At 71.9% G+C, this 19675-nt stretch carries 22 protein-coding genes; 7 read left to right on the forward strand and 15 right to left on the reverse strand.

Features of this window, described 5'->3' with window-relative positions; genetic code table 11:
* From AB0M20_RS02665 to AB0M20_RS02675, 3 genes are all read right to left on the reverse strand, one after another.
* Positions 1 to 436, reverse strand: a 436-nt coding sequence (locus AB0M20_RS02665; RefSeq protein WP_364292567.1) for a DUF4350 domain-containing protein, incomplete at its 3' end; no start/stop codon positions are given.
* Entirely contained in the window at positions 433 to 1008 is a 576-nt protein-coding gene (locus tag AB0M20_RS02670; protein WP_364292570.1) for a DUF4129 domain-containing protein, read from the reverse strand. The genes AB0M20_RS02665 and AB0M20_RS02670, both read right to left, overlap by 4 nt.
* On the reverse strand, positions 1005 to 1832 hold the full coding sequence (locus AB0M20_RS02675) for a hypothetical protein (RefSeq protein WP_364292573.1): 828 nt from the start codon (positions 1830 to 1832) through the stop codon (positions 1005 to 1007). Before AB0M20_RS02675 ends, AB0M20_RS02670 begins: the two co-directional genes overlap by 4 nt.
* 73 nt (positions 1833 to 1905) lie before the next feature.
* Between AB0M20_RS02675 and AB0M20_RS02680 the strand changes: the two genes are divergently transcribed.
* Positions 1906 to 3648 (forward strand): 5'-nucleotidase C-terminal domain-containing protein, encoded by a 1743-nt coding sequence (locus tag AB0M20_RS02680; protein ID WP_364292576.1) that lies wholly within the window; start codon positions 1906 to 1908, stop codon positions 3646 to 3648.
* 58 nt (positions 3649 to 3706) lie between these two features.
* Here the strand turns inward: AB0M20_RS02680 and AB0M20_RS02685 are convergent, their stop codons facing one another.
* The 5 genes from AB0M20_RS02685 to AB0M20_RS02705 form a co-directional block, all read right to left on the reverse strand.
* On the reverse strand, positions 3707 to 4318 hold the full coding sequence (locus tag AB0M20_RS02685; RefSeq protein ID WP_364292579.1) for a hypothetical protein: 612 nt from the start codon (positions 4316 to 4318) through the stop codon (positions 3707 to 3709).
* Between the two features lie 181 nt (positions 4319 to 4499).
* Positions 4500 to 5333 carry a MerR family transcriptional regulator gene (locus AB0M20_RS02690; RefSeq protein ID WP_364292582.1) on the reverse strand — a complete coding sequence of 278 codons (834 nt, stop codon included), beginning with the start codon at positions 5331 to 5333 and terminating at the stop codon, positions 4500 to 4502.
* 10 nt (positions 5334 to 5343) lie between these two features.
* Positions 5344 to 6759 carry a protein kinase gene (locus tag AB0M20_RS02695; protein WP_364292585.1) on the reverse strand — a complete coding sequence of 472 codons (1416 nt, stop codon included), beginning with the start codon at positions 6757 to 6759 and terminating at the stop codon, positions 5344 to 5346.
* 94 nt (positions 6760 to 6853) lie between these two features.
* On the reverse strand, positions 6854 to 7432 hold the full coding sequence (locus AB0M20_RS02700; protein ID WP_364292588.1) for a YdeI/OmpD-associated family protein: 579 nt from the start codon (positions 7430 to 7432) through the stop codon (positions 6854 to 6856).
* An 88-nt stretch (positions 7433 to 7520) separates the two neighbouring features.
* Positions 7521 to 7985 (reverse strand): hypothetical protein, encoded by a 465-nt coding sequence (locus AB0M20_RS02705; RefSeq protein WP_364292591.1) that lies wholly within the window; start codon positions 7983 to 7985, stop codon positions 7521 to 7523.
* 288 nt (positions 7986 to 8273) lie between these two features.
* On the opposite strand from AB0M20_RS02705, the gene AB0M20_RS02710 reads away from it, so the two are divergent.
* Both AB0M20_RS02710 and AB0M20_RS02715 read left to right on the forward strand, forming a co-directional pair.
* Positions 8274 to 8639 (forward strand): STAS domain-containing protein, encoded by a 366-nt coding sequence (locus AB0M20_RS02710; RefSeq protein ID WP_364292593.1) that lies wholly within the window; start codon positions 8274 to 8276, stop codon positions 8637 to 8639.
* 75 nt (positions 8640 to 8714) lie between these two features.
* Positions 8715 to 9560: a serine/threonine-protein kinase gene (locus tag AB0M20_RS02715; protein WP_364292595.1), complete on the forward strand. Its 846-nt coding sequence runs from the start codon at positions 8715 to 8717 to the stop codon at positions 9558 to 9560.
* A 6-nt stretch (positions 9561 to 9566) separates the two neighbouring features.
* On the opposite strand, the gene AB0M20_RS02720 is transcribed toward AB0M20_RS02715, so the two are convergent.
* Positions 9567 to 10322, reverse strand: coding sequence for a PIG-L deacetylase family protein (locus AB0M20_RS02720; RefSeq protein WP_364292597.1), 756 nt, complete (start codon positions 10320 to 10322; stop codon positions 9567 to 9569).
* 18 nt (positions 10323 to 10340) lie between these two features.
* Here AB0M20_RS02720 and AB0M20_RS02725 point away from each other — a divergent pair, with 18 nt between their 5' ends.
* On the forward strand, positions 10341 to 11210 hold the full coding sequence (locus AB0M20_RS02725) for an alpha/beta hydrolase (RefSeq protein ID WP_364292600.1): 870 nt from the start codon (positions 10341 to 10343) through the stop codon (positions 11208 to 11210).
* On the opposite strand, the gene AB0M20_RS02730 is transcribed toward AB0M20_RS02725, so the two are convergent.
* The 3 genes from AB0M20_RS02730 to AB0M20_RS02740 all read right to left on the reverse strand — a co-directional run bounded on the left by AB0M20_RS02730 (position 11185) and on the right by AB0M20_RS02740 (position 13445).
* Positions 11185 to 12072 (reverse strand): 5'/3'-nucleotidase SurE, encoded by an 888-nt coding sequence (locus tag AB0M20_RS02730; RefSeq protein WP_364292603.1) that lies wholly within the window; start codon positions 12070 to 12072, stop codon positions 11185 to 11187. The genes AB0M20_RS02725 and AB0M20_RS02730 overlap by 26 nt on opposite strands.
* A 108-nt stretch (positions 12073 to 12180) precedes the next feature.
* Positions 12181 to 12486 (reverse strand): hypothetical protein, encoded by a 306-nt coding sequence (locus tag AB0M20_RS02735; protein WP_364292606.1) that lies wholly within the window; start codon positions 12484 to 12486, stop codon positions 12181 to 12183.
* A 41-nt stretch (positions 12487 to 12527) separates the two neighbouring features.
* Positions 12528 to 13445 (reverse strand): cation diffusion facilitator family transporter, encoded by a 918-nt coding sequence (locus AB0M20_RS02740; RefSeq protein WP_364292609.1) that lies wholly within the window; start codon positions 13443 to 13445, stop codon positions 12528 to 12530.
* Between the two features lie 177 nt (positions 13446 to 13622).
* On the opposite strand from AB0M20_RS02740, the gene AB0M20_RS02745 reads away from it, so the two are divergent.
* Positions 13623 to 14549 carry a superoxide dismutase gene (locus AB0M20_RS02745; RefSeq protein ID WP_364292612.1) on the forward strand — a complete coding sequence of 309 codons (927 nt, stop codon included), beginning with the start codon at positions 13623 to 13625 and terminating at the stop codon, positions 14547 to 14549.
* Here the strand turns inward: AB0M20_RS02745 and AB0M20_RS02750 are convergent.
* Together AB0M20_RS02750 and AB0M20_RS02755 are read right to left on the reverse strand one after the other, a co-directional pair.
* A complete protein-coding gene (locus AB0M20_RS02750) occupies positions 14536 to 16653 on the reverse strand; it encodes an AAA family ATPase (protein ID WP_364292615.1) in 2118 nt (705 codons plus the stop codon). The two genes, AB0M20_RS02745 and AB0M20_RS02750, sit on opposite strands and share 14 nt — an antisense overlap.
* Positions 16654 to 16774: 121 nt before the next feature.
* Positions 16775 to 17725, reverse strand: a complete 951-nt coding sequence (locus AB0M20_RS02755) for an alpha/beta hydrolase (RefSeq protein ID WP_364292618.1) — start codon at positions 17723 to 17725, stop codon at positions 16775 to 16777.
* A gap of 185 nt (positions 17726 to 17910) precedes the next feature.
* Between AB0M20_RS02755 and AB0M20_RS02760 the strand changes: the two genes are divergently transcribed.
* A complete protein-coding gene (locus AB0M20_RS02760) occupies positions 17911 to 18531 on the forward strand; it encodes a carbonic anhydrase (RefSeq protein ID WP_364292621.1) in 621 nt (206 codons plus the stop codon).
* Between the two features lie 105 nt (positions 18532 to 18636).
* Here the strand turns inward: AB0M20_RS02760 and AB0M20_RS02765 are convergent, their stop codons facing one another.
* Positions 18637 to 18963 (reverse strand): hypothetical protein, encoded by a 327-nt coding sequence (locus tag AB0M20_RS02765; RefSeq protein WP_364292624.1) that lies wholly within the window; start codon positions 18961 to 18963, stop codon positions 18637 to 18639.
* Positions 18964 to 19233: 270 nt separating this feature from the next.
* On the opposite strand from AB0M20_RS02765, the gene AB0M20_RS02770 reads away from it, so the two are divergent.
* Positions 19234 to 19675 (forward strand): DUF3145 domain-containing protein (locus AB0M20_RS02770; RefSeq protein ID WP_364292627.1); only part of this gene is annotated, 442 nt, incomplete at its 3' end.

Here is a 19675-nt window from a genome sequence, read left to right on the forward strand (position 1 = left end):
GCTCGCTGCACCCGGAGTGCGGGGCGGCCGCGGTCCAGCGCGGACCGGCGACCGGCGTCGCCAGGCCCAGGTCGCGAAGCGCGTCGGGCCGGGGCGTCACCAGGACGACGCGGACCGACGGCGGAATGATCCGCAGGTTGCGCCGGTAGTCGGGGTGGACCATCTCGGGCGCCGGGACGAAGAGGATCGAGCCGGGTACGGAGGTGGCGGAGGCGATCGCCTCGGGGGTCCGGGTGCGGCGGTCGACCTTGATGCCCTGCGCGGCGAGCCGGCCGGCGAGGTCGGCGGCGCCGTCCGGCTCGGCACTGACCGGGGACAGGAACGACTCGTCGGACGGGTCCGGCTGCTCGACCGCGTGCACGATCAGGGTCGCGCCGAAGCCGGCGAGCACCACACCGATCGGCAGGACGAACCGGATCCACCGCCGTCGTTTCACGATGCCACCCGGCCGTCGACCGAGCGCAACGCCCGCCCGTCGGTCTCCCGCAGCGCCGCCCGGACCTGCTCGGTGACGGCCAGCATGCGCTGGTCGTGGAAGCGCTCGGCCGGCCGGCGCCCGTACCAGACCTCGGAGAAGATCTGCGTCGCCGTGGCGAGGGGAGCGGCGACCGCGGGGCGCTGACCCCCGGCGATCGCGGCCAGTTCGGCCGCGGTCCAGCCGGGTTGTGCCGGGACCAGACGGGCGGCGACCAGCTCGCCGAGCGTCACACGCAGGCGCTGGCGGATGGCCTCGGCATAGCGGCCCTCCGCGGCCAGCCGGTCGGCCAGCGAGAGGTCGATCGGCCGCGGCTCGTCCGGGGCCTCGGGCTCCGCGGCCGTGATCACCCGCTCCGGCTCCTCGTCCTTCGCCACCTTCGCGCGCTTCGGCCGGCGTTTCGGGATCCACAGCGGATACCAGAACCAGAGCGCGCCGGCCAGCGCCGCGAAGGTCAGCAGGATGAGGAACTGCAGGCCGGGTGGCACGACGTCGAAGACGTCCGCGGCCAGCTCGTCCCAGGCGCGGGTCACGGCGTGTGCACCAGGGCGGCGGCCGGGTCGCCGCCGCGGCTGCGGGTCCGGTTGATCAGGATGTCCAGGCCCTCGGTGCGCACCCGGACCTCCAGCACCAGCACCGCGGTGAGGCAGGCCAGAGCGGCGTACGCGACGGCGTTCGCCAGCGTGCGGGCCAGCGGCACGAGCCACGTCTGCCCGTCCGGCTCGTACCCGGTGGCCCGCGAGACCAGCTCGACCCACCCCGCGCCCAGGGCGACCCGCACCGCGCACCAGGTCAGGTAGGCGACCACGAGGATCCACAGTCCGCGCGCCACCCCGCGTCCGGCGAGCGCGGCGGAGCGGCGCAGCGGCCGCCGTGTGCGGTCGTTGCTGAGGGCGGCGCCAGTCATCGCGAAGAAGCCGAAGAACACCAGCCAGGGAACGAAGAGCAGCAGCGCGGCGACCGCGCCGAACAGGCCGAGCAGCAGGGCGAGGCCGACCGCCGCGACCGGCCGCGACCTGGCGAGCAGGTCGCGATGCCGGACGGAGACCCCGAGCAGCGCGGGCCCGGCCGCGGCGCCGGCCAGCGCGCCGAGCAGCGTGAGGACGACCAGCTCGAAGCCGAACCCGATGGCGACGGTGATCCACCAGGGGAAGAGGTCGGCCTCGGTGGGCCCGTACCAGGACGGGGTCATGTGCCCCCAGGAGCGCAGGGGCGCGAGGGCGAGCTGCTCGAGACCGGCGAGCAGGAGGGCGGCGACGAGCAACGGCAGCGCCCGGCGCCGCAGCAGCGCCATCGCCGCGTCGAGCAGCTCGCCGAGCGTCATGGGGCGCAGCGGGATCTCGGGCTGCGCAGACATGCGGCGAATCCTATTCGACCCGGTCACGCCCCGTAGACCTTGCCATCGATGCATCGACGGATATGGTGCGAGCATGTCCTTCCCGCTCACCCGGCGCACCGTGCTGGCCGCCACTGCCGCCGGCGCCGCCGCTCCGCTCGCTCTCGATGGGCCGGCCACCGCCGGCGCCGCCAAGACATACACGCTCACCGTGCTCGGCACCTCCGACACCCACGGCAACGTCTACAACTGGGACTACTACAGGGACGCCGAGTACGACGACAGCGCCCACAACGACGTCGGGGTCGCCAAGCTCGCCGCCCTCGTCAACCAGATCCGCGACGAGCCCGGCACCACCACGCTGGTGCTCGACGCCGGCGACACCATCCAGGGCACCCCGCTGGCGACCTACTACGCCAAGCAGGAGCCGATCACCGAGACCGGCGAGAAGCACCCGATGGCCAAGGCCATGAACGTGCTGCACTACGACGCCGTGACGCTCGGCAACCACGAGTTCAACTACGGCCTTCCGCTGCTGAACCTCTGGATCCGTCAGCTCGGCTTCCCCGCCCTGGCCGCCAACGCCGTGAACGTCGCGACCGGCCGGCCCGCCTTCCGCCCCTTCGTCATCAAGAAGCTCAAGTTGCAGGGGCGGGAGCTCAAGGTGGGCATCCTCGGCCTCACCAACCCCGGCGTCGCGATCTGGGACCGCGCCAACGTCGAGGGCAAGCTGCGCTTCGAGGACCTGGTCGAGACCGCCGCGAAATACGTGCCGATCATGCGCCGCAACGGCGCCGACCTGGTGATCATCTCGGCGCACGGCGGCGACTCCGGCACCTCCAGTTACGGGCCCGAGCTGCCGAACGAGAACCCGAGCGCGCTGATCGCCGAGAAGGTGCCGGGCATCGACGCGATCCTGTTCGGCCACGCGCACGCCGAGGTCGCCCAGCGGTTCGTCACCAACACGGCGACGGGGGAGCAGGTGTTGCTCTCCGAGCCGTCCAAGTGGGGGCAGCGCCTGACCCGGATGGATTTCGAGCTGGCCAAGGAGAAGGGCCGGTGGGTGGTGAAGAGCAAGCGCTCGGCCACCCTCAACACCAACACGGTGACCGAGGACCCGGACGTGCTCAGGGCGGTGCGCCGGCAGCACGCCAAGACCGTCGCGTACGTGAACCAGGTCGTGGCCCGGTCCACCGAGGAGCTCTCGGCCGCCGAGTCGCGCTACAAGGACACGCCGATCCTCGACTACATCAACAAGGTGCAGACCGACACGGTGACCGCCGCCCTGGCCGGCACGGAATGGGAGGGGACGAAGGTCCTCTCGATCGCCGCGCCGTTCAGCCGCACCGCCGTCTTCCCGCAGGGCGACGTGAAGATCAAGGACGTCGCGGGCCTCTACATCTACGACAACACCCTGGAGGCGGTCGTGCTGACCGGCGCCGAGGTGAAGGCGTACCTGGAGTACTCGGCGAAGTACTTCGTCACGCTGGCGCCGGGCGCGCCGGTCGACCCGGCCACGATCAGCGACCCGGCGGTGCCCGACTACAACTACGACGTCATCTCCGGCATCGACTACGACATCGACATCAGCCGGCCGGTGGGTGACCGCATCGTGATCGACATCGACCCGGCTGCCCGGTTCGTGGTCGCGGTGAACAACTACCGGCGCTCGGGCGGCGGCAACTTCCCGGGCATCGTGAAGACCCAGGTCTACAACGCCCAGCAGGAGATCCGTCAGCTGCTGATCGACTGGGCGCAGGCCAAGGGCGTGATCGACCCGGCCGACTTCTTCGTCCCGAACTGGCGCCTGGTCCGGGCCGGCGTGCCGGTCTTCTAGACGGCGAACCGCGGCGCACCCTTCCCCGCCGGAGGGTGCGCCGCGAGCTGTTGTGCCGTTACTTCTTCGCCGGCACCGCGGTCCATCTGCCGTCGGAGTCGGCGGTGACCGCCAGCGTGCCGGTGCGTCCGTCGTCCAGGGCGAGCACGCAGTCGTAGCGGCGGATGCCGCTCGCGTCCCGCTCACCGACCGGGTCGCAGTTGGCCGTGGTGGCCTTGACCTGCGCGGCGCCGGCCAGCTTGCCGTCGGTGACGATGTTCTCCTGCACCTGCCGGGTGATCGAGTTCTCGTTGGCGGCCTGCAGCGCCGGGATGCCGGCCGCCACGAAGACCGCGGCGAGCATCGAGCCGATGGCCATGGTGACGCCCCAGGCGATCCAGTAGGGCCCCACGCTGTTGCGGCCGCGGCGGGCCATGTCGGCCCGCTTGACCACCGTGACCAGCGCGAGGATCCCGAAGAAGAACGTCCAGAGCACGACCGGCCACCACGCGGGCGGGGTCGGCCGCGACGCGGCCTGCATCTCCTCGGGGAAGGGGACGAGCAGCTGCCCGTGCTGGGTGTAGGGGCCGTCGAGCGTCGCGGGCGGCTCGTTCGGCGGCGGGGGAGCCCAGGGCGGCGCCGTCGAGTATGCCGTGGTCGGCGGCTGCTGCTGTTGCTGTGGGTAGGGCATTTGCGTCGTCATGCGGGGGCCTTCCCGGGTAGCGGCTCGGGGTGCAGCGCCGTGCCAGAGTGGTCCTCCAATCGGTCCTGGCGGTGGAGACCTGAGCGCAACCGGTCGCGCATTTTCCGGGTACGAGTGCCGGACCTCCCGCCTTCCGCAGCGACGTCCCGCCCTGCGAGGAGGCGCAGCGCTACTGCACAGCCACCTGCATCTCGGTGACCCAGAGGTCGTATTCGCCGGGCGGGCACTCCAGATAGATCTCCCGGGCGTACCCCTCGCCCACGGCCCGGTATCCGTTGTCCTCGATCCATGCCGCGATGGTCTGGCCGGTGCGGAACGCGTCGTCCATGTGCCCGTGGTGCAGCAGCGTCGCCGCGTGCTCGAGGGCCGGCAACACCACCACCTCGAACCCCGGGTCGGGCGGCACCTCGCCGGCGAACGGGAACGCGGCGTGCACGATGATCGACTCGTCGCCCGCGCCGCCGGGCGCCGCCGCGTAGTGCGCGAGCGGGGCGCCGGCCATGCGCACCCCGGCCGCTTCCATCCGCTCCATGAGCTGGGGATAGAGCGGGCTGAGCGCGGGCCCGATGTCGGCCGCCTGATAGCTGGCGCAGGGCGCGGAGAGTTGCACCACCCGCTGCGCCGGGATGCTCTTGAGCACGACCTCGCCGGTGTCCAGGTGCCCCTCGGTCTCGATCATCCGCAGCCGCGCGTCGACGGACGCCAGCCGGGCGGTGTCCGTGGCCACCTGCTCGGCCAGCTGGGCCCGGCGCAGCCGCAGCATGCCGCGCAGCTCACCCGGATCGACCTTCTCGTCGATCATCGTCTGCACCTGCTCGAGGGTGAACCCGAGGTCTTTGAACGCGACGATCCGGTTGAGCGCGGTGAGCTGGGCCGCCGTGTAGTAGCGGTAACCGCTGGACGGGTCGACCCGCGCCGGGCGCAGCAGCCCGATGGCGTCGTAGTGCCGCAGCATCCGCACCGACACGCGGCCCAGGTTGGCGAAGTCGCCGATGCCGAACACCGGTCAGCGCCTAACCATCGCCGGCGCCGCCGGCCTCGGCGGCCTGACCCCCGCTGTTGTCGCCGCCGCCGTCATCACCGCCGCCGCCGTCGCCGGGCTCGGTCGTGGTCGGCTCGGTCGTCGGCGTGGTCGGCTCGGTGGTGGGTGTGGTGGGAGTGGTCGGTTCGTCGGTCGGGGTCGGCGGCTTGGTCGTCGGCGTGACCGTCTGGGTCGGCTTCGGACTCACCGAGGGCGACCGGCTGGGCACCGGGTTGGCGTTCGGCCGGCGGCTCGGCACGGTCTCGGACTGCACCGGCACGGGCGGGGCCTCCGGATCGGTGCTGGCCGACTGCTCCGCGGCGCCGCTGGTGGTCGGCTCGACCTGGTTGCCGGTCGGGTTGTCCGGCCGCAGCGCGATGAGCGCCGCCAGACCGGCAGCGGCGAGGCCGAGAACGATCACCGCGACCAGGACCGCCAGCTGACCGGCGGACCGCTTGGGGCGGCGCGGCTGGGGCGGCGAGGCCGGCAGGTCGCGGGGCACGGGCACCTGCCGGGTCGGCGCCCCGGGGCTGAGCGGTGCGGTGAGCGCGGTGCCGGTGAGCGACCGATAGTCCATCGGTGTGGTCGCGGCGAGAGCGGCCTCGGCAAACTCGGCGGCGCTGCCGAACCGGTCGTCCGGGTGCTTGGCCATCGCCTTGGTGATCAGCTGGCGGACCGCGACCGGCACGTCGTCGGGCAGCGGCGGCGGATCGTCCTCGAGGTGCATGAGCGCGACCTGCAGCGCGTTGTCACCGTCGAACGGCGGGTGGCCGGCGATGCAGTGGTAGGCGACCGCGCCCAGCGCATAGATGTCGGTGGCCGGCGTGACGTTGCCCTTGGCCACCTGCTCGGGCGCCATGTAGAGAGCGGTGCCGACGATCGAGTTCAGGCCCGTGACACTGGTCACCGCGGCCGACCGGGCCACCCCGAAGTCCACCAGGATCACCGCGCCGGTGGGCTTGACCATCAGGTTGCCCGGCTTCACGTCGCGGTGCACCGTGCCGTTCTGATGTGCCGCGTGCAGCGCGTCGGCGGCCTGGGCGACGATCGACATGGTCTCCGCCACGTCCAGCCGGCCGGCCTCCTTGAGGCGGGTGGACAGCGGCTCCCCCTCGACGAACGCCATCACCAGGTATGCGCACTGGTCGTCGCCGCCGGTCTCGCCGGAGCTCGAGTAGTCGAAGACCTCCACCACGCCCGGGTGCCGGAACGCCGCCATCATGCGGGCCTCGCCGTAGAACCGGGCGGAGAACTCCGGGTCGGCGGTCATCGCCTGACGCAGCACCTTGACCGCCACCACCCGCCCGAGCACCACGTCGGTCCCGCGCCAGACGTCGCCCATCCCGCCCGTGGCGATGCGCTCGTCCAACCGATAGCGGTTGTCGAGCAGATTGCCGACGTCGAGCACCAGGGCACCTCTTCTATGGGGGTGGGGGTTCTGCAGGGGTGGGGTTATGGAGGTGGGGTCGGAGTGCGGGCACCATGCTACCGAGCGACGGGCGTCACCGCCGGAGCAGCGGCGGCACCCGGCGGCCCTGCGCGCAGTCGGACACCAGCTGCGCGAGGCGGCGTGCCCGGGTCTCCTCCTTCTTGGCGCTGACCACCCAGTGAGCTGCGGCTTTGCGGTATGACGGCGCCTGCGCCAACCACCACTCGAACGCCTTCGGGTCCGCTTTCAGAGCCGCCAGCTGCGTATCGTCCAGCTCCGCGCCGACCGGCTGCTCGTACGAATAGGCCGCCACCCGGTCCGGCTTGCGCTCCTCGAAGACCTTGAGCCCCGCCGGGCGCATCAGGCCCTGCTCGGTGAGCCGGGCGATCGCCTCCACGTTGATCGCGCTCCACACGCTGCCCTTGCGTCGTGGCGTGAATCGCACCTGGTAGCGCTCGTCGTCGATGCGGCGGCCGATGCTGTCGATCCAGCCGAAGCACAGCGCCTGCTCGATCGCCTCCGGATGCGAGATGCCGGTCCGCGAGCTGTTCTTCTTGTAGTAGCCGACGAACAGCTCGGCCGCCGTCTCGTGGTGCTTTTCGAACCACTCGCGCAGTTCAGCGGGGGTGGCGAAGAACACGGCCTCGGACATGCGGACAGCCTAGATCCGCGAGGCGACCTCGTGGGGGGACCGCTGGGCGGTGAGGGGCGCCGCCCAGCGGCCAAACTCGGGCGAGGTGTCAGGAGTCGTACTTGGGCGTGACGACGACCGCCGTCTCGGCAAGCTCGAGCTCCTCGTTCTCCGCCTGGCGCTCCAGCGCGGCCCGGGCGGAGGTCGCCGCGGCCCAGCCGATCGCCGCGCCGAGCAGCGCCGCACCGATCACCAGCCCCCACGGCACGCCGGGGCGCTTGCCGGCCAGTGCGTCGGCGGCCAGCGCGGCCCGCGCCAAGGCCTCGTCCCTGGCCGAGGCGGCCTTGCGGCCGGCCCGGCCGGCCAGCTTGACGCTCTTGTCCTGCGCCTCGGTGGCGAACTTCGACGACTTCTTCGACGCCTTGCCGGCCAGCTTGCTCGCAGTGGCGCTGGTCACATCAACCGCGTGCGAGCCGGCTTCCCGGGCGCTGTCGCTCGCCGTGGTCACCGCGGACGACAGGTAGTCCCACGCGTCAGCGGCCGTACGCTCCGCCTTGTTCTTCTTCGAGAACATCGTTCTCCCGCCCTTCCGGTCGCCGGTTGACCTTCTTCCGTGCCCAGCGCGTCCGCGCGGCAAACGTCACGTGAACCCTCCCCGGGCCCGTCTTGTGTGGAGCGTCACGACCAGCAAAATCGCTGGACCCGGCTGGATAGGCTGGGCGAGTTCCTGAGTCCCACACAGGTGGTTATCAGGTTCGGTGCATAGCCTCATGGGCAGTTTCACCGAACCCTTCGAGGGTCGCCATCGCGGCTCGCGGCAAGGCAGACGCGCGGGGCATCCCGGGCGGGTGGAGGTATTGGCGTGACGCTGTCGATAACGAGGTCGACATCGGCCGACACGGTCGAGGTGGCCCCTATGGGGGAGATCGACGTCGAGAACGCGTACATGATCAAAGACGCGGTGCAGGAGGTCCTCGGCGAGGGCCGGCCACGCCGCATCGAGCTCAACATGCGCGGGGTGACGTTCATCGACTCGGTGGGCATCAGCGGCCTCGTGAGCGCGCACCAGCTCGCCGGCATCGCCGGGGTCCCGCTGGTCGTCACGCGACCCAGCCGCTTCGCGCACCGGCAACTCTGGGTGACCGGCCTGCTCGGTCTCTTCGGCAATCCCGAGCCGGCACCGGACACCGCCGGGCCCGCCGAGCAGCCGGCCGTGTCCGGCACGTGACCGCGAGTGTCATTCACATTAAGCCTTCTTTAGGTACTTGTTGCCCGTGTGACTGATACGGAATAGTCCCCGGGCGTGGCGCGACTTCCGATGGGCACGGCCATCTTCCGGCGATATGTGCTCATCGGTGCCATCGGGCAGGGCGGCGTCTCCACGGTCTATTCGGCCATCGACGTCAACCGGGGGCGCAAGCTCGCGGTGAAGATCCTGGCTCCGGCGATGGCCGGCAGCCGGCACGCGCGCGATGACGTGCGACGCGAGGCGCTGATCACCGACCGTCTGCGCCACCCGAGCGTTCCCCGGGTGTTCGAGTACGGCGAGGCGCCCCTGCCGGACGGCACCGTGGTGCCGTTCGTGGTCCTCGAGCTGCTCGCCGGCGTCCCGCTGACCGATCTGCTCGTGCGCGGCCCGCTGCCGTGGCGCCAGGCGGTCCGGATCGCCGCGTCCATCGCCGACGTGCTGGCCGTGGCGCATCGGCGTGGCGTGGTGCACCGCGACCTGAACGCGCGGAACGTCATGGTCACCTCGACCGGCCCGAAGATCATCGACTTCGGCCTGGCCACCGCGGCGCAGGGCGTGGACACCCGCCACCGCACCGACCTGGTGGTCGCGCCCTCGCACCCCAAGACCGCCTTCGCCAGCCCGGCCGACGACGTCTACACGCTCGGCGTGCTGCTCTACGAGATGCTGACCGGCCGGTCGCCGTACCCGGCCGCCGCCGCGGCCGCGATCCTGTCCGCCGGCCGCACCGCGCACCTCGCGCCGACGCCGGTGCTGGCGATCCCGGGCCTGCCGTCGCGGGTCCGCGACCTGGTCCGCGCCTGCATGGCGAAGACGCCGCGGACCCGCCCGGCCGGCGCCGAGGTCGCGCTGAGCCTCTGGGCGGTGCTGGACACCCCGCTCAACGCGACCATCGGCTGAGATCGCTCACGCCCAGGGCATCGGGCCCTCGAAGGCGATCTGGTAGGTCTCGAACAGGATGGCCTCCTCGACGCCCATCGCCGGCCCGCCCTGCCTCGCGAACCAGGTCAGCATCGGGCCGGGCTCGGGCCCGCCGGCGCCGAGGCCCTTCGTGTACTCGTCATGCGCCGCCAGCGAGGCGATCCCGCGCTGCAGCGGCTCGCCCGTGACGTCGACCCCGTGCGTCGGGCTGGGACTGCCACCGAAGGCGACGAAGCGCACGCCGCCCCACGGCTCGAGTCCCTCGTCGGCCAGCTCGGGGAAGATCCACCGGTTGCCCGCGTCGCGGGCCGCGTCGAGGGTCGCCAGTCCGACCACCCGGTGATCGGCCTGGTTCGGCATGTTCGCCATCATCTTGATCGCGAAGTCGCCGGATACGACGACCTCCGGCCGGTGCCGCCGGATCACCCTCGCGATGTCCTTGCGGAGCTGGTTGCCGTACTCCACGACCCCGTCGCGATGATCGAGGAACTCGACCACCTCGACCCCCACCTCACGGGCGCCGGCCCGCTCCTCCTCCTGGCGCAGCGGCCGGGCCTTGTCCGGATGCATCGAGTCGATGCCGGCCTCGCCGCTGGTGGCGAGCAGATAGGTCACCGTCTTACCCTGTGCGGTCCACCGGGCCACGGCGGACGCGGCGCCGTACTCGATGTCATCGGGATGCGCGGCCACGCACAGGCAGCGGTCCCAGTCCTCCGGCAACGGCGGCAGAAGATCAGTCATGAACGTAGTGTGCTCCGCGTGGACCTCTCGCGTCTCCATCCGCAGGCTCGTTCCGCCTTGAGCGCTCAGCGGCGCGTCCCGCTGACCGTGGAGAACCTTCCCGGGGTACGCCGCAGCATGGCCGACGCCGCGCCCGAGGAGGTCGGCGCCGGACCCGCCGTGCGCGAGGTCACCGACGTCGACGCGGGCGGTGTCCGAGCCCGCTTCTACCGCGACCGCGACGATGCGCCGGTGCTGCTCTACGCCCACGGCGGCGGGTGGGTGATGGGCGACCTGGCCACGCACGACGGGCTGTGCCGGCAGATCGTGCACGACTCCGGGTGGTCGGTGCTCGCGGTGGACTACCGGCTCGCGCCCGAGCACCCGTACCCGGCGGCCCTCGAAGACGTGGAACGCGCGCTCGCGTGGCTGCCGGCCGGGCCGGTGGCGGTCGGCGGGGACTCGGCGGGCGGCTGGCTGGCGGTAATGGCGGCCCGGCGCGCGACCCGTCCGATCGCCGCGCAGGTGCTGATCTGCCCGGCGCTGGACCCGGCGATGGCCTATCCCGATCTGGACGACTTCGGGCTGCACCGCGACGAGATGCGGTTCTTCTGGGAGGCGTTCGCGCCGGGCGGGCTGGAGGCGGCCGCCGATCCGATGCGGATGGACGTCACCGGCATGCCGCCGGCGATCGTGATCACCGCCGAGCTGGACGTGCTGCGCGACGAGGGGGAGCGGTACGCGGCCCGCCTGCAGGACGCCGAGGTGCCGGTGACCGCGGTCCGGCACCTGGGCGTCAACCACAACTTCGCCCGCAAGCTGGCGATCTTCGACGCCGCCCGGGTCGCGATCGCGGAGATCGCCACGGTGCTGGGATCGGTGCTCAGATCGACGACGTCCGCACCCTGATCGCCTCGAGGTTGAGGCGGACGTCCTTGGCCTCGCCCGGCGCCCGGATCGGCGTCACCGACGCGTATCCCTCGGCCAGCGCGGTGATGTCGGTGCCCGGCTCGAGACCCTCGTCCGCCGCCTGGATCGCGGTGCGCACGAAGCCCTCCTCGCGCTCGGCGATGCTCACCTGCACCTGACCGAACCGGGCCAGGGACGCCCGGCGCAGTCCGCGGATGCCGTCCACGTGCAGGTCCGGCACGTTCAGGTTGAGCACCGTGCCGGCCGGGGTGTGCAGCAGCGTCGGCAACAGCTTCACCGCGAGGCCGGCCGCGCTCATCCAGTGCCGCTGCTCGTCGTCGGTCTTGTCCAGCTCGGCGATCGCCGACCCGGCGCGGGCCGTCGAGGTCGCCCCGAGGGGGCGCGGGTTCTCCACCCTTGCCGGAGGCGGCACGGCCCCCGGGGTGAGCACGTCGAGGGACACGGCCAGCCCCCGCAGCCCGGCGTGCGAGGCGGTGAGGGTGGCGCCGACCGTGCCCGAGTGCACCAGGGCCGCGCCCGCGTTCGCGCCGCGGTTGATGCCCGACAGCACGACCGTCGGTGCTTCGCCGAACGCCTCCCGCAGCGCCAGCAGGACGATGAAGGCGGGGGAAGCCGCCACGCCGTACGCGGGCACGTTGCGGGCGCCGGACAGCTCCCGGGGCTCGACGACGATCTTGCCGTCCTCCTCCACGGCGGTGACCGACGCGCTGCTGCCGCTCGCCTCGGTGAGCGGGGCGGCCACCACGACGTCGTACCCGGCGCGCTGCACGGTCCGGGCCAGCCAGCGCAGCCCGGGCGCGTCGATCCCGTCGTCGTTGGTGATCAGGATGCGTTCGGTCATCGTTCGACCAGCTCCACCGCCGGCTCGAGCGCGAACACCCTGAGACTGCTCATGTCCCAAGTGTCACCGACGGCCGTCGTGGCCGCCCGCGGTTCGGCGAGACAGAACCTAGCGCGGCACCATCGACGTCAGTTCCATCACCGTGCCGACCAGGTCCGGATGGGCCCGCAGCAGCTCCTCCATGCGCACCCGCCAGGCGCCCATCTCCACGTCGGGCACGGTGCGGTCACCGCCGGTGCGGGCCAGGTTGTCGAGGACCCGGACGCGGGTGGCCTCGAGCGGCAGGTAGAAGTCGGGGCCGAGCCGCCGGATCACGTGATCTGCGAACGCGTCGTAATAGGGCGTCTGGGCGATCCGGACGAACGCGCGGGCGGCATCCCACGCCACGCGCGGCTGATGGGTGACCATAGTCATGCCCTCATCATGAGCGCTGCACGTGATCGACGCCACACCCCTCACCAGCCGGCCGGGCCGCATCTCCCGCCGCCGACCGCGACCGGCTCGACCTGCAGCGTGGCGTGGTCGATCGAGAAGTCGTGGTGCAGGGCCTCGCGTGCGGTGGAGAGCACCGTGCCCAGCTCGGCGGCCGGCTCCAGGCTCAGATGCGCCGACGCCACGTCCATGCCCGACGTCAGCGTCCAGACATGCAGGTCGTGCACGTCGCACACGCCCGGGACGGCGGCCAGCCGGTCACGCACCGAGGCGACGTCGACATGCCGGGGCGCGGCCTGGACCAGGATGCGCACCGCCGAGCGGGCGAGCGCGAACGTGCGGGGGAGGATCATCAGCGCGACCGCCACGGCGACGATCGGGTCCGCGTACGTCCAGCCGGTCAGGGCGATCACGACGGCCGCGACGATCACGCCCGCCGACCCGAGCAGGTCACCGATCACCTCGAGATAGGCGCCCCGGATGTTGATGCTCTCCCGCGCCCCGGAGCGCAGGAGCAGGAACGCGACGATGTTGACGATCAGGCCGCCCACCGCGACCACCAGCATCGAGCCGGCCGGCACCTCGGGCGGGTCGGTGAACCGGCGGGCCGCCTCGATCAGCACGTAGACCGCGACGCCGGTGAGCAGCACGGCGTTGGCCAGAGCGGCGAGCACCTCGAGGCGATAGAGGCCGAACGTGCGCTGCGAGTCGGTGGAGGACCGGGCGGCGGCGGTGATCGCGGCCAGGGCCATCGCGATGCCCAGCACGTCGGTGAACATGTGCCCGGCGTCGGAGAGCAGCGCGAGCGAGCCGGTGAACAGCGCCGCGGCCGCCTCGATGAGCATGAAGCCGGCCAGCAGGGAGGCTGCCAGCCAGAGCCGCCCGCGATGTGCCGCGGCGGCGTGGCGGGCCTCGCCCGCGTGGTCGTGACCGGCTCCCATGAGTCAACCCTCCGACGCCCCGGCAGGCCCTGACCAATGTATGTTCACATCGCTATATTTGCAACTGGCCTTCAGTCTTGTCAGGGGTGGCGGTGGGGCTGCGGATGGCTTGAACTCGATTGCCATTACCGGGGTATGACTTGAGGACCATCGAACCGCCTGGAAGGAAGTCGCTTCGTGTCCAGACGTACCCTCGCGATCGTTGCCCTGACCGCGCTCGCGGTCGTTGCGGGCGCGACGCCGGCCTCGGCCGGCTCGTCGCACCACCCACACCTGAAGACCACGTTCGACCTGCCCGCCGGCTTCCAGCCGGAAGGAATTGCCATCGGCAACAGCCCGTACGCGTATTTCGGCTCCCGGGTGGACGGCGACATCTACCGCGCCAGCCTGAAGACCGGCCGGGGTGAGGTGATCACCCAGGGCCCGGGCACCCAGTCGCTCGGCATGAAGCTCGACCGCCGTGGCCGGCTCTTCGTCGCCGGCGGCTCCGGCGGCGACGCCCGCGTGATCGACGCCCGCAGCGGCCGCGTCCTCAGGTCCTACAAGCTGCAGACCATCCCGTCGTTCATCAACGACGTGATCATCTCGGGCGGGTCCGCCTGGTACACCGACTCGACGAACCCGACGCTGTTCCAGGTCAAGCTCGGCCGGGAGGGCAAGCTGCCGTCGGCGGCCCGCGCCGTTCCCCTGACCGGCGACATCGAGTACACCACCGGCAACAACGCCAACGGGATCTCCGCCTCGCCGGACGGCCGGGCGCTGATCATCGTGCAGTCCAACACCGGCAAGCTGTTCCGCACGACCTACCGCGGCGCGACCACCGAGATCGACCTCGGTGGCGAGAACGTGCTCAACGGTGACGGGCTCTGGCTGCGCGGCCGCACCCTGTACGTGGTGCAGAACCGGCTCAACCAGATCGCCAAGATCCAGCTGAACTGGTCCGGCACCCGCGGCACCGTGGTGTCCCGCACCACCAGCCCGGACTTCGACGTGCCGACCACGATCGCCGAGTACGCCCACCGGCTGTACCTGCCGAACGCCCGGTTCACCACCACGCCGACGCCCACGACGCCGTACAACGTGGTGTCGGTCAGGATCCCGTAGGGCGCCACCGTGCCGACGTGCCCACCGTGGTGAGGCGCTGTGTGGCCCGGGAGAGAGCGACGTAGAGCGTCCGCGTGCCGGCCGCGTCGACGGCGATCTCTCCCGGGTCGACCAGCACGACCGCGTCGTACTCCATGCCCTTGGCCTCGAGCGCGGTGACCACCCGCACCCGCTCCGGCAGCCCGGACAGCCAGCCCGCCACCTCGTCGCGGCGCGGCACCGGCGTGATCACGCCGATCGTGCCGTCCACGTCGGCGAGCTGCTTCTCGGCCGTCTCGCGCACCGCCTCGGCCAGCGACGCCGGGTCCACCACCAGGTCGACCGGCTCGACGCCGGTGCTGCGGACCGCGGTCGGCAGCGGCAGGTCCGGCAGCAGGGTCCGGATCACGCTCGCGGCGACGGCGAAGATCTCCGCCGAGTTGCGGTAGTTGGTGGTCAGCGCGTACGTGTTGCGCTTGCGGGAGCCCAGCGCCTTGTCCCGGGCGCGGTCCAGCTCCGCCGGGTCGCCCGCCCACGCCGTCTGGGCCGGGTCGCCGACGATCGTCCATGACGCGTACTGGCCGCGGCGCCCGATCATCCGCCACTGCATCGGCGACACGTCCTGCGCCTCGTCGACGACCACGTGCGCGTAGTCGCGGTAGTCCTCGTCGCGCTGCACCTGCTGCGCCCGTTGCGCCGCCATCCGGTCGGCCATCGTGCTGACCTCCTGGATCCCGTCCCGCACGTGGAACGGGTTGCGCTGCTTCTTCTGCGGCCGGCGCGGCCGGCCCATGATGTCGTCGAGCTCGTCCAGCAGCGCGACGTCGGCGATCGTCGGCTCATTCCCGAACGAGCCCTGCAGCAGGGCGATCTCGTCCCGCGACAGCACCCCGTTCGCGTACGCCCGCAGCCGCGGCGCCTCGGCCAGCCAGCGCAGCACCCGCATCGGCGTCAGCCGCGGCCACCACGCCCGGAGGAAGTCGCGGAAGTCCCCGCGGTCGGCCAGCTCCGCCTCGAAATCCGGCTTCTCGGGCAGGTTGGTGACCTTGAGGCTGCGCGCCTGGGCCCAGAGCGCGTCGAAGACGCCGTCGAAGCCCGACCCGCGCACCTCGTTGCGCCGCGCGCCCCGCGGCAGAGCCCGGCGCCGGATCCGGTCGAGCTCCTCGCGACCCAGCCGCAGCAGCGTCCCCCGGTAGAGCAGTCGCAGCTCGCTCGGCGCACCCGGCACCGCGTCGTGCGAGGCCCGCTCGAGCACCCGGCGCATCCGCAGCGACCCCTTGACCGCGGCCACGTCGGTCGGGTCGGAGCGGCTCGCGACCCAGCCCGGCACCAGGGTGCCCAGCGACCTCAGCGTCGCCGTGTCCTCGCCCAGCGACGGCAGCACCGTCGCGATGTACTCCACGAACACCCCGGACGGCCCGACCACCAGGATGCCGCCGCCGGCGAACCGGTTGCGGTCCGAATAGAGCAGGTACGCCGCCCGGTGCAGCGCCACCGCGGTCTTGCCGGTGCCCGGCCCGCCGGTCACGATCGTCACTCCGGAGGAGGGGGAGCGGATCGCCTCGTCCTGCTCCCGCTGGATGGTGGCGACGATGTCCCGCATGCCGGTGCCGGTCGCCTTCGAGAGGCTGGCCAGCAGCGCCCCGTCGCCGACCACCCGCATGCTTTCCGGCGCCGCGTCCGGGTCGAGCAGGTCGTCCTCGATCCCGATCACCCGCTCGCGGCTGGACTGGATCATCCGCCGGCGCACCACGCCCATCGGGTCGGCGGCGGTCGCGCGGTAGAAGGCCGCCGCGGCCGGCGCCCGCCAGTCGACGACCAGGGGCTGGGCGTCCTCGTCGCGGATGCCCATCCGGCCCACGTAGTGCACGGCCTCGGTCGTCAGGTCCAGACGACCGAAGACCAGGCCCTCGTACTCGGTGTCCAGCGCGTGCCGGCGCCGGGCGGCGTGGAAGACCATGGCGTCCCGCTCGACCAGGGCGCCGTACGTGCCGACCCCGGCCAGCTGATAGCCCTCCCGCTCCGCACGCGAGGCGTCCTTGCGCAGCTCGGCGAGCCGGGCATAGACCCGGTCGACGTGCTCCTGCTCGACGGCGATCTCCTGCTCCAGGACGGTGTCGCTCAAGGTGTCTCGGCTCCTCTGGTCCCGCACAGGTGTCGTCGCCCCCCGAAAAAAGGGGGCAATCGAACTTACTCCTGCACGGCGACCTCCGTCGACGTCGGCACGCGTCGTTGCGAAAACAGTGTCAGGCGGCCTCGTCGAGACGGGCGTCGGCAGGCGCGCTGCGGCGCTTGCGGCCGCGCCCGATCGCCGTCGTGCCGGAGGCGCGGGCGATCACGTCGCGCAGCGCCCCGGTCACCTCGGCCGGGCTCTCCAGCATCGGCATGTGCCCGATGCCGGGCAGCACGGTCAGCTCGGCGCCGGGCAGCGCGCCCGCGATCGACTCGGCGCACGGCAGCGGGGTCAGCCGGTCGCGGTCGCCGACCAGCACGGCGGTGGGCACGTCGCCGAAGTCGACCAGCGTCTCGAGCCGCTGCTGGGCGCCGATCGACGGGCGGAAGCCGCCGATCGAGCGCAGCGACGCCCGGCCCACCGTCCGCATGGTCAGGGTCAGGTTCGTCGCCGAGCACTCGTCGCCGAACAGCAGCCACCGCACGCTCGGCCGCAGCACCGGCAGCAGCGCGCGGTGCGGACGCCAGGCGCCGCAGCGGGCCAGCACCCCGGCGCCGATCGTCTCGCCGCAGCGCATCAGCGTCGCGAGCTGCTCGGGCAGGCCGTACCGGGTGTGCGTGTGCCCCTCGGCGGTCGAGGAGACGAAGACGAGGCCGGCCACCCGCTCGGCGAACTCGGCCATGTGCGTGGCGGCGTACTCCATGATCGTCATGCCGCCCAGCGAGTGCCCGGCCAGCACGATCGGGCCGGACGGCGCCTGGGCGCGGATCACCTCGGCCAGGTCGGCGCCGAGCTGGGTCAGGGTGGCGGCGGAGAGCCGCGTCGTGCCGGAGCGGCCGTGGCCGCGCGCGTCGTAGGCGACCACGCGCACGTCGCCGAGGTCCTCGACCTGGTGGTGCCAGATGCGCCGATCGAGGCACCAGCCGTGCAGCAGCACGACGGTCACCGGCGCGTCGGCCGGGCCGGACGTCTCGACATGCAACCGGACGCCGTCGGGAAGGATCACTTCCGACCGCTCGGTCATGGGCACCTCCGTGTGTCGCACGGCCCCGTAGTACCCACGGGTAATAAGCATCACTCGTGACAAAGCCAAAATCCACAGCCTGTCGGGGATCATGCGCCGAACGGTCGCTCATTTGCGGCGGGCCGGCCGGAGTGACCTCGATCGCACTAGGTGGCGCAGTCGCCCCGCTCGGCGAGAATGGCAGCATGACGGCCACTTCACGCGCACCGGCAGGCACCCCGGTGGTGCGGCCCGCGGACGCCCTCGCCGAGCTGGTTGCCGGCAACCGCCGCTTCGTCAACGGCGAGCCCGAGCACGGGCACGAGGTCTCGGCTGCCGCCGCGGCCTCCGGCGGGCAGCAGCCGCGGGCGGTGGTGCTCGGCTGCATCGACTCCCGCGTGCCGCTCGAGGCGATCTTCGACCAGACCTTCGGGTCGATGTGCGTGGTGCGCTCCGGCGGGCACGTCGTGGACCGGGCCGTGCTGGGGTCGGTCGGCTTCGCGGTGGGCGCGCTGGGCGTACCGCTGATCATGGTGCTGGGGCACGTGCGGTGCGGCGCGGTGGCGGCCACCGTGGATGCGTTGCGCACCGGCGAGCGCCCGGCCGGCGACGTCGGTTACCTGGTCGACGAGATCGCCCCGGCGGTCCGGTCGGCCGGCACCGAGGGTCCGGACGCGGCCGACCGGGCGATGCGTGCCCACGTGACCCGCACGGTGAGCCGGATGCAGGAGATCGCCGGCGTGCCCGAGGCGATCGCCGCGGGCCGGGTGTCGGTGGTGGGCGCCGTCTATGACCTCGACACCGGCTGGGTCGACCTGCTCAGCTGAGGCCGGCGCGTACCCGGCGCGTACCCGGCGCGTACCCAAAAGGTGTTGATCTTCAGGAAATGCAAGAACGCCCACCCGAGCCGGGTGGGCGTTCTCGTCGCGAGCTCAGCTCTCGAAGACGCCGGCGTCGACGAGACGCTTCTCGGTGTCGGCCCAGCCGTCGTTCGGGAACTGCTCGTTGAGCACGTTGAGCTCCGTGCGGATCTTCGCCCCGTGACCGGCGGCGCTGAGGATGCGGATCTCCTCGACGAACGCGTCCGAGTCGGTCCTGAGGTGATTGGTCTTGCCGTTGGTCAGGTTCCGCACGTAGGCGAAGCGGCCCTTGGCCAGCGGGATCAGGTACTTGTACTCACCGAGGACGCTCAGCGCGCCACCGGTGCCCTGTCCGGCGCGGACTGAAGCGCGGGCGGTCTTGGAGGTGTTGCTCGCCACGGCGGTACTCCTTGTTGGAAAGCTCAGTTGTCGGTGCGGCTCAGCCAAAGCCGAAGCAGAAAAAAGGCCTCAGCAAGCCTACACGACCGCCGCGATGCCGTGCCGTCGGAGCAGGTCCGGCCGTTAGTCCAGGTGGGCCTCCACGGCCGTCTCATGAGTCGATATTGCGGTTTCTCTGGCGCACCATCCGTGGCAACCGGCATCATGGGACACGATCAACCGTGGTCGAGGTCGTAGGGGAAGACGCACCTCGGTCTCCGGGAGGTCACCGTGCCAACGTGTGGCGTCGTATACGTCCACTCGACACCACTCGCCGTGTGCCAGCACGTCGAGTGGGCGATCGCGCGCGTCCTGACAGCGCCGGTCACTCTGCACTGGACGGCGCAGCCGGTCGATCCGAGCGCCCGCCGCGCCGAGTGCTCCTGGTCCGGACGGCCGGGCACTGGTGCTGAGCTGGCTGCTGCCCTCAGACAGTGGCCCATGATCCGTTTCGAGGTCACCGAGGAGCCCAGTCAGGGCGTCGACGGTGAGCGCTTCATGCACGTGCCGGGCCGTGGCCTGTTCCACGGCACGATGGGCGCGTCCGGCGACATCCAGCTCGGCGAGGACCGGCTGCGGTCCATCATGGCGTCGGCTCGCGCGCCGGAGGCGCTCTCGCACGCGCTGGAGAAGGCGCTGGGTACGGCCTGGGACGCCGAGCTGGAGCCCTATC

It is taken from the genome of Actinoplanes sp. NPDC051633 (assembly GCF_040681735.1).
Classification (GTDB): Bacteria; Actinomycetota; Actinomycetes; order Mycobacteriales; family Micromonosporaceae; genus Actinoplanes.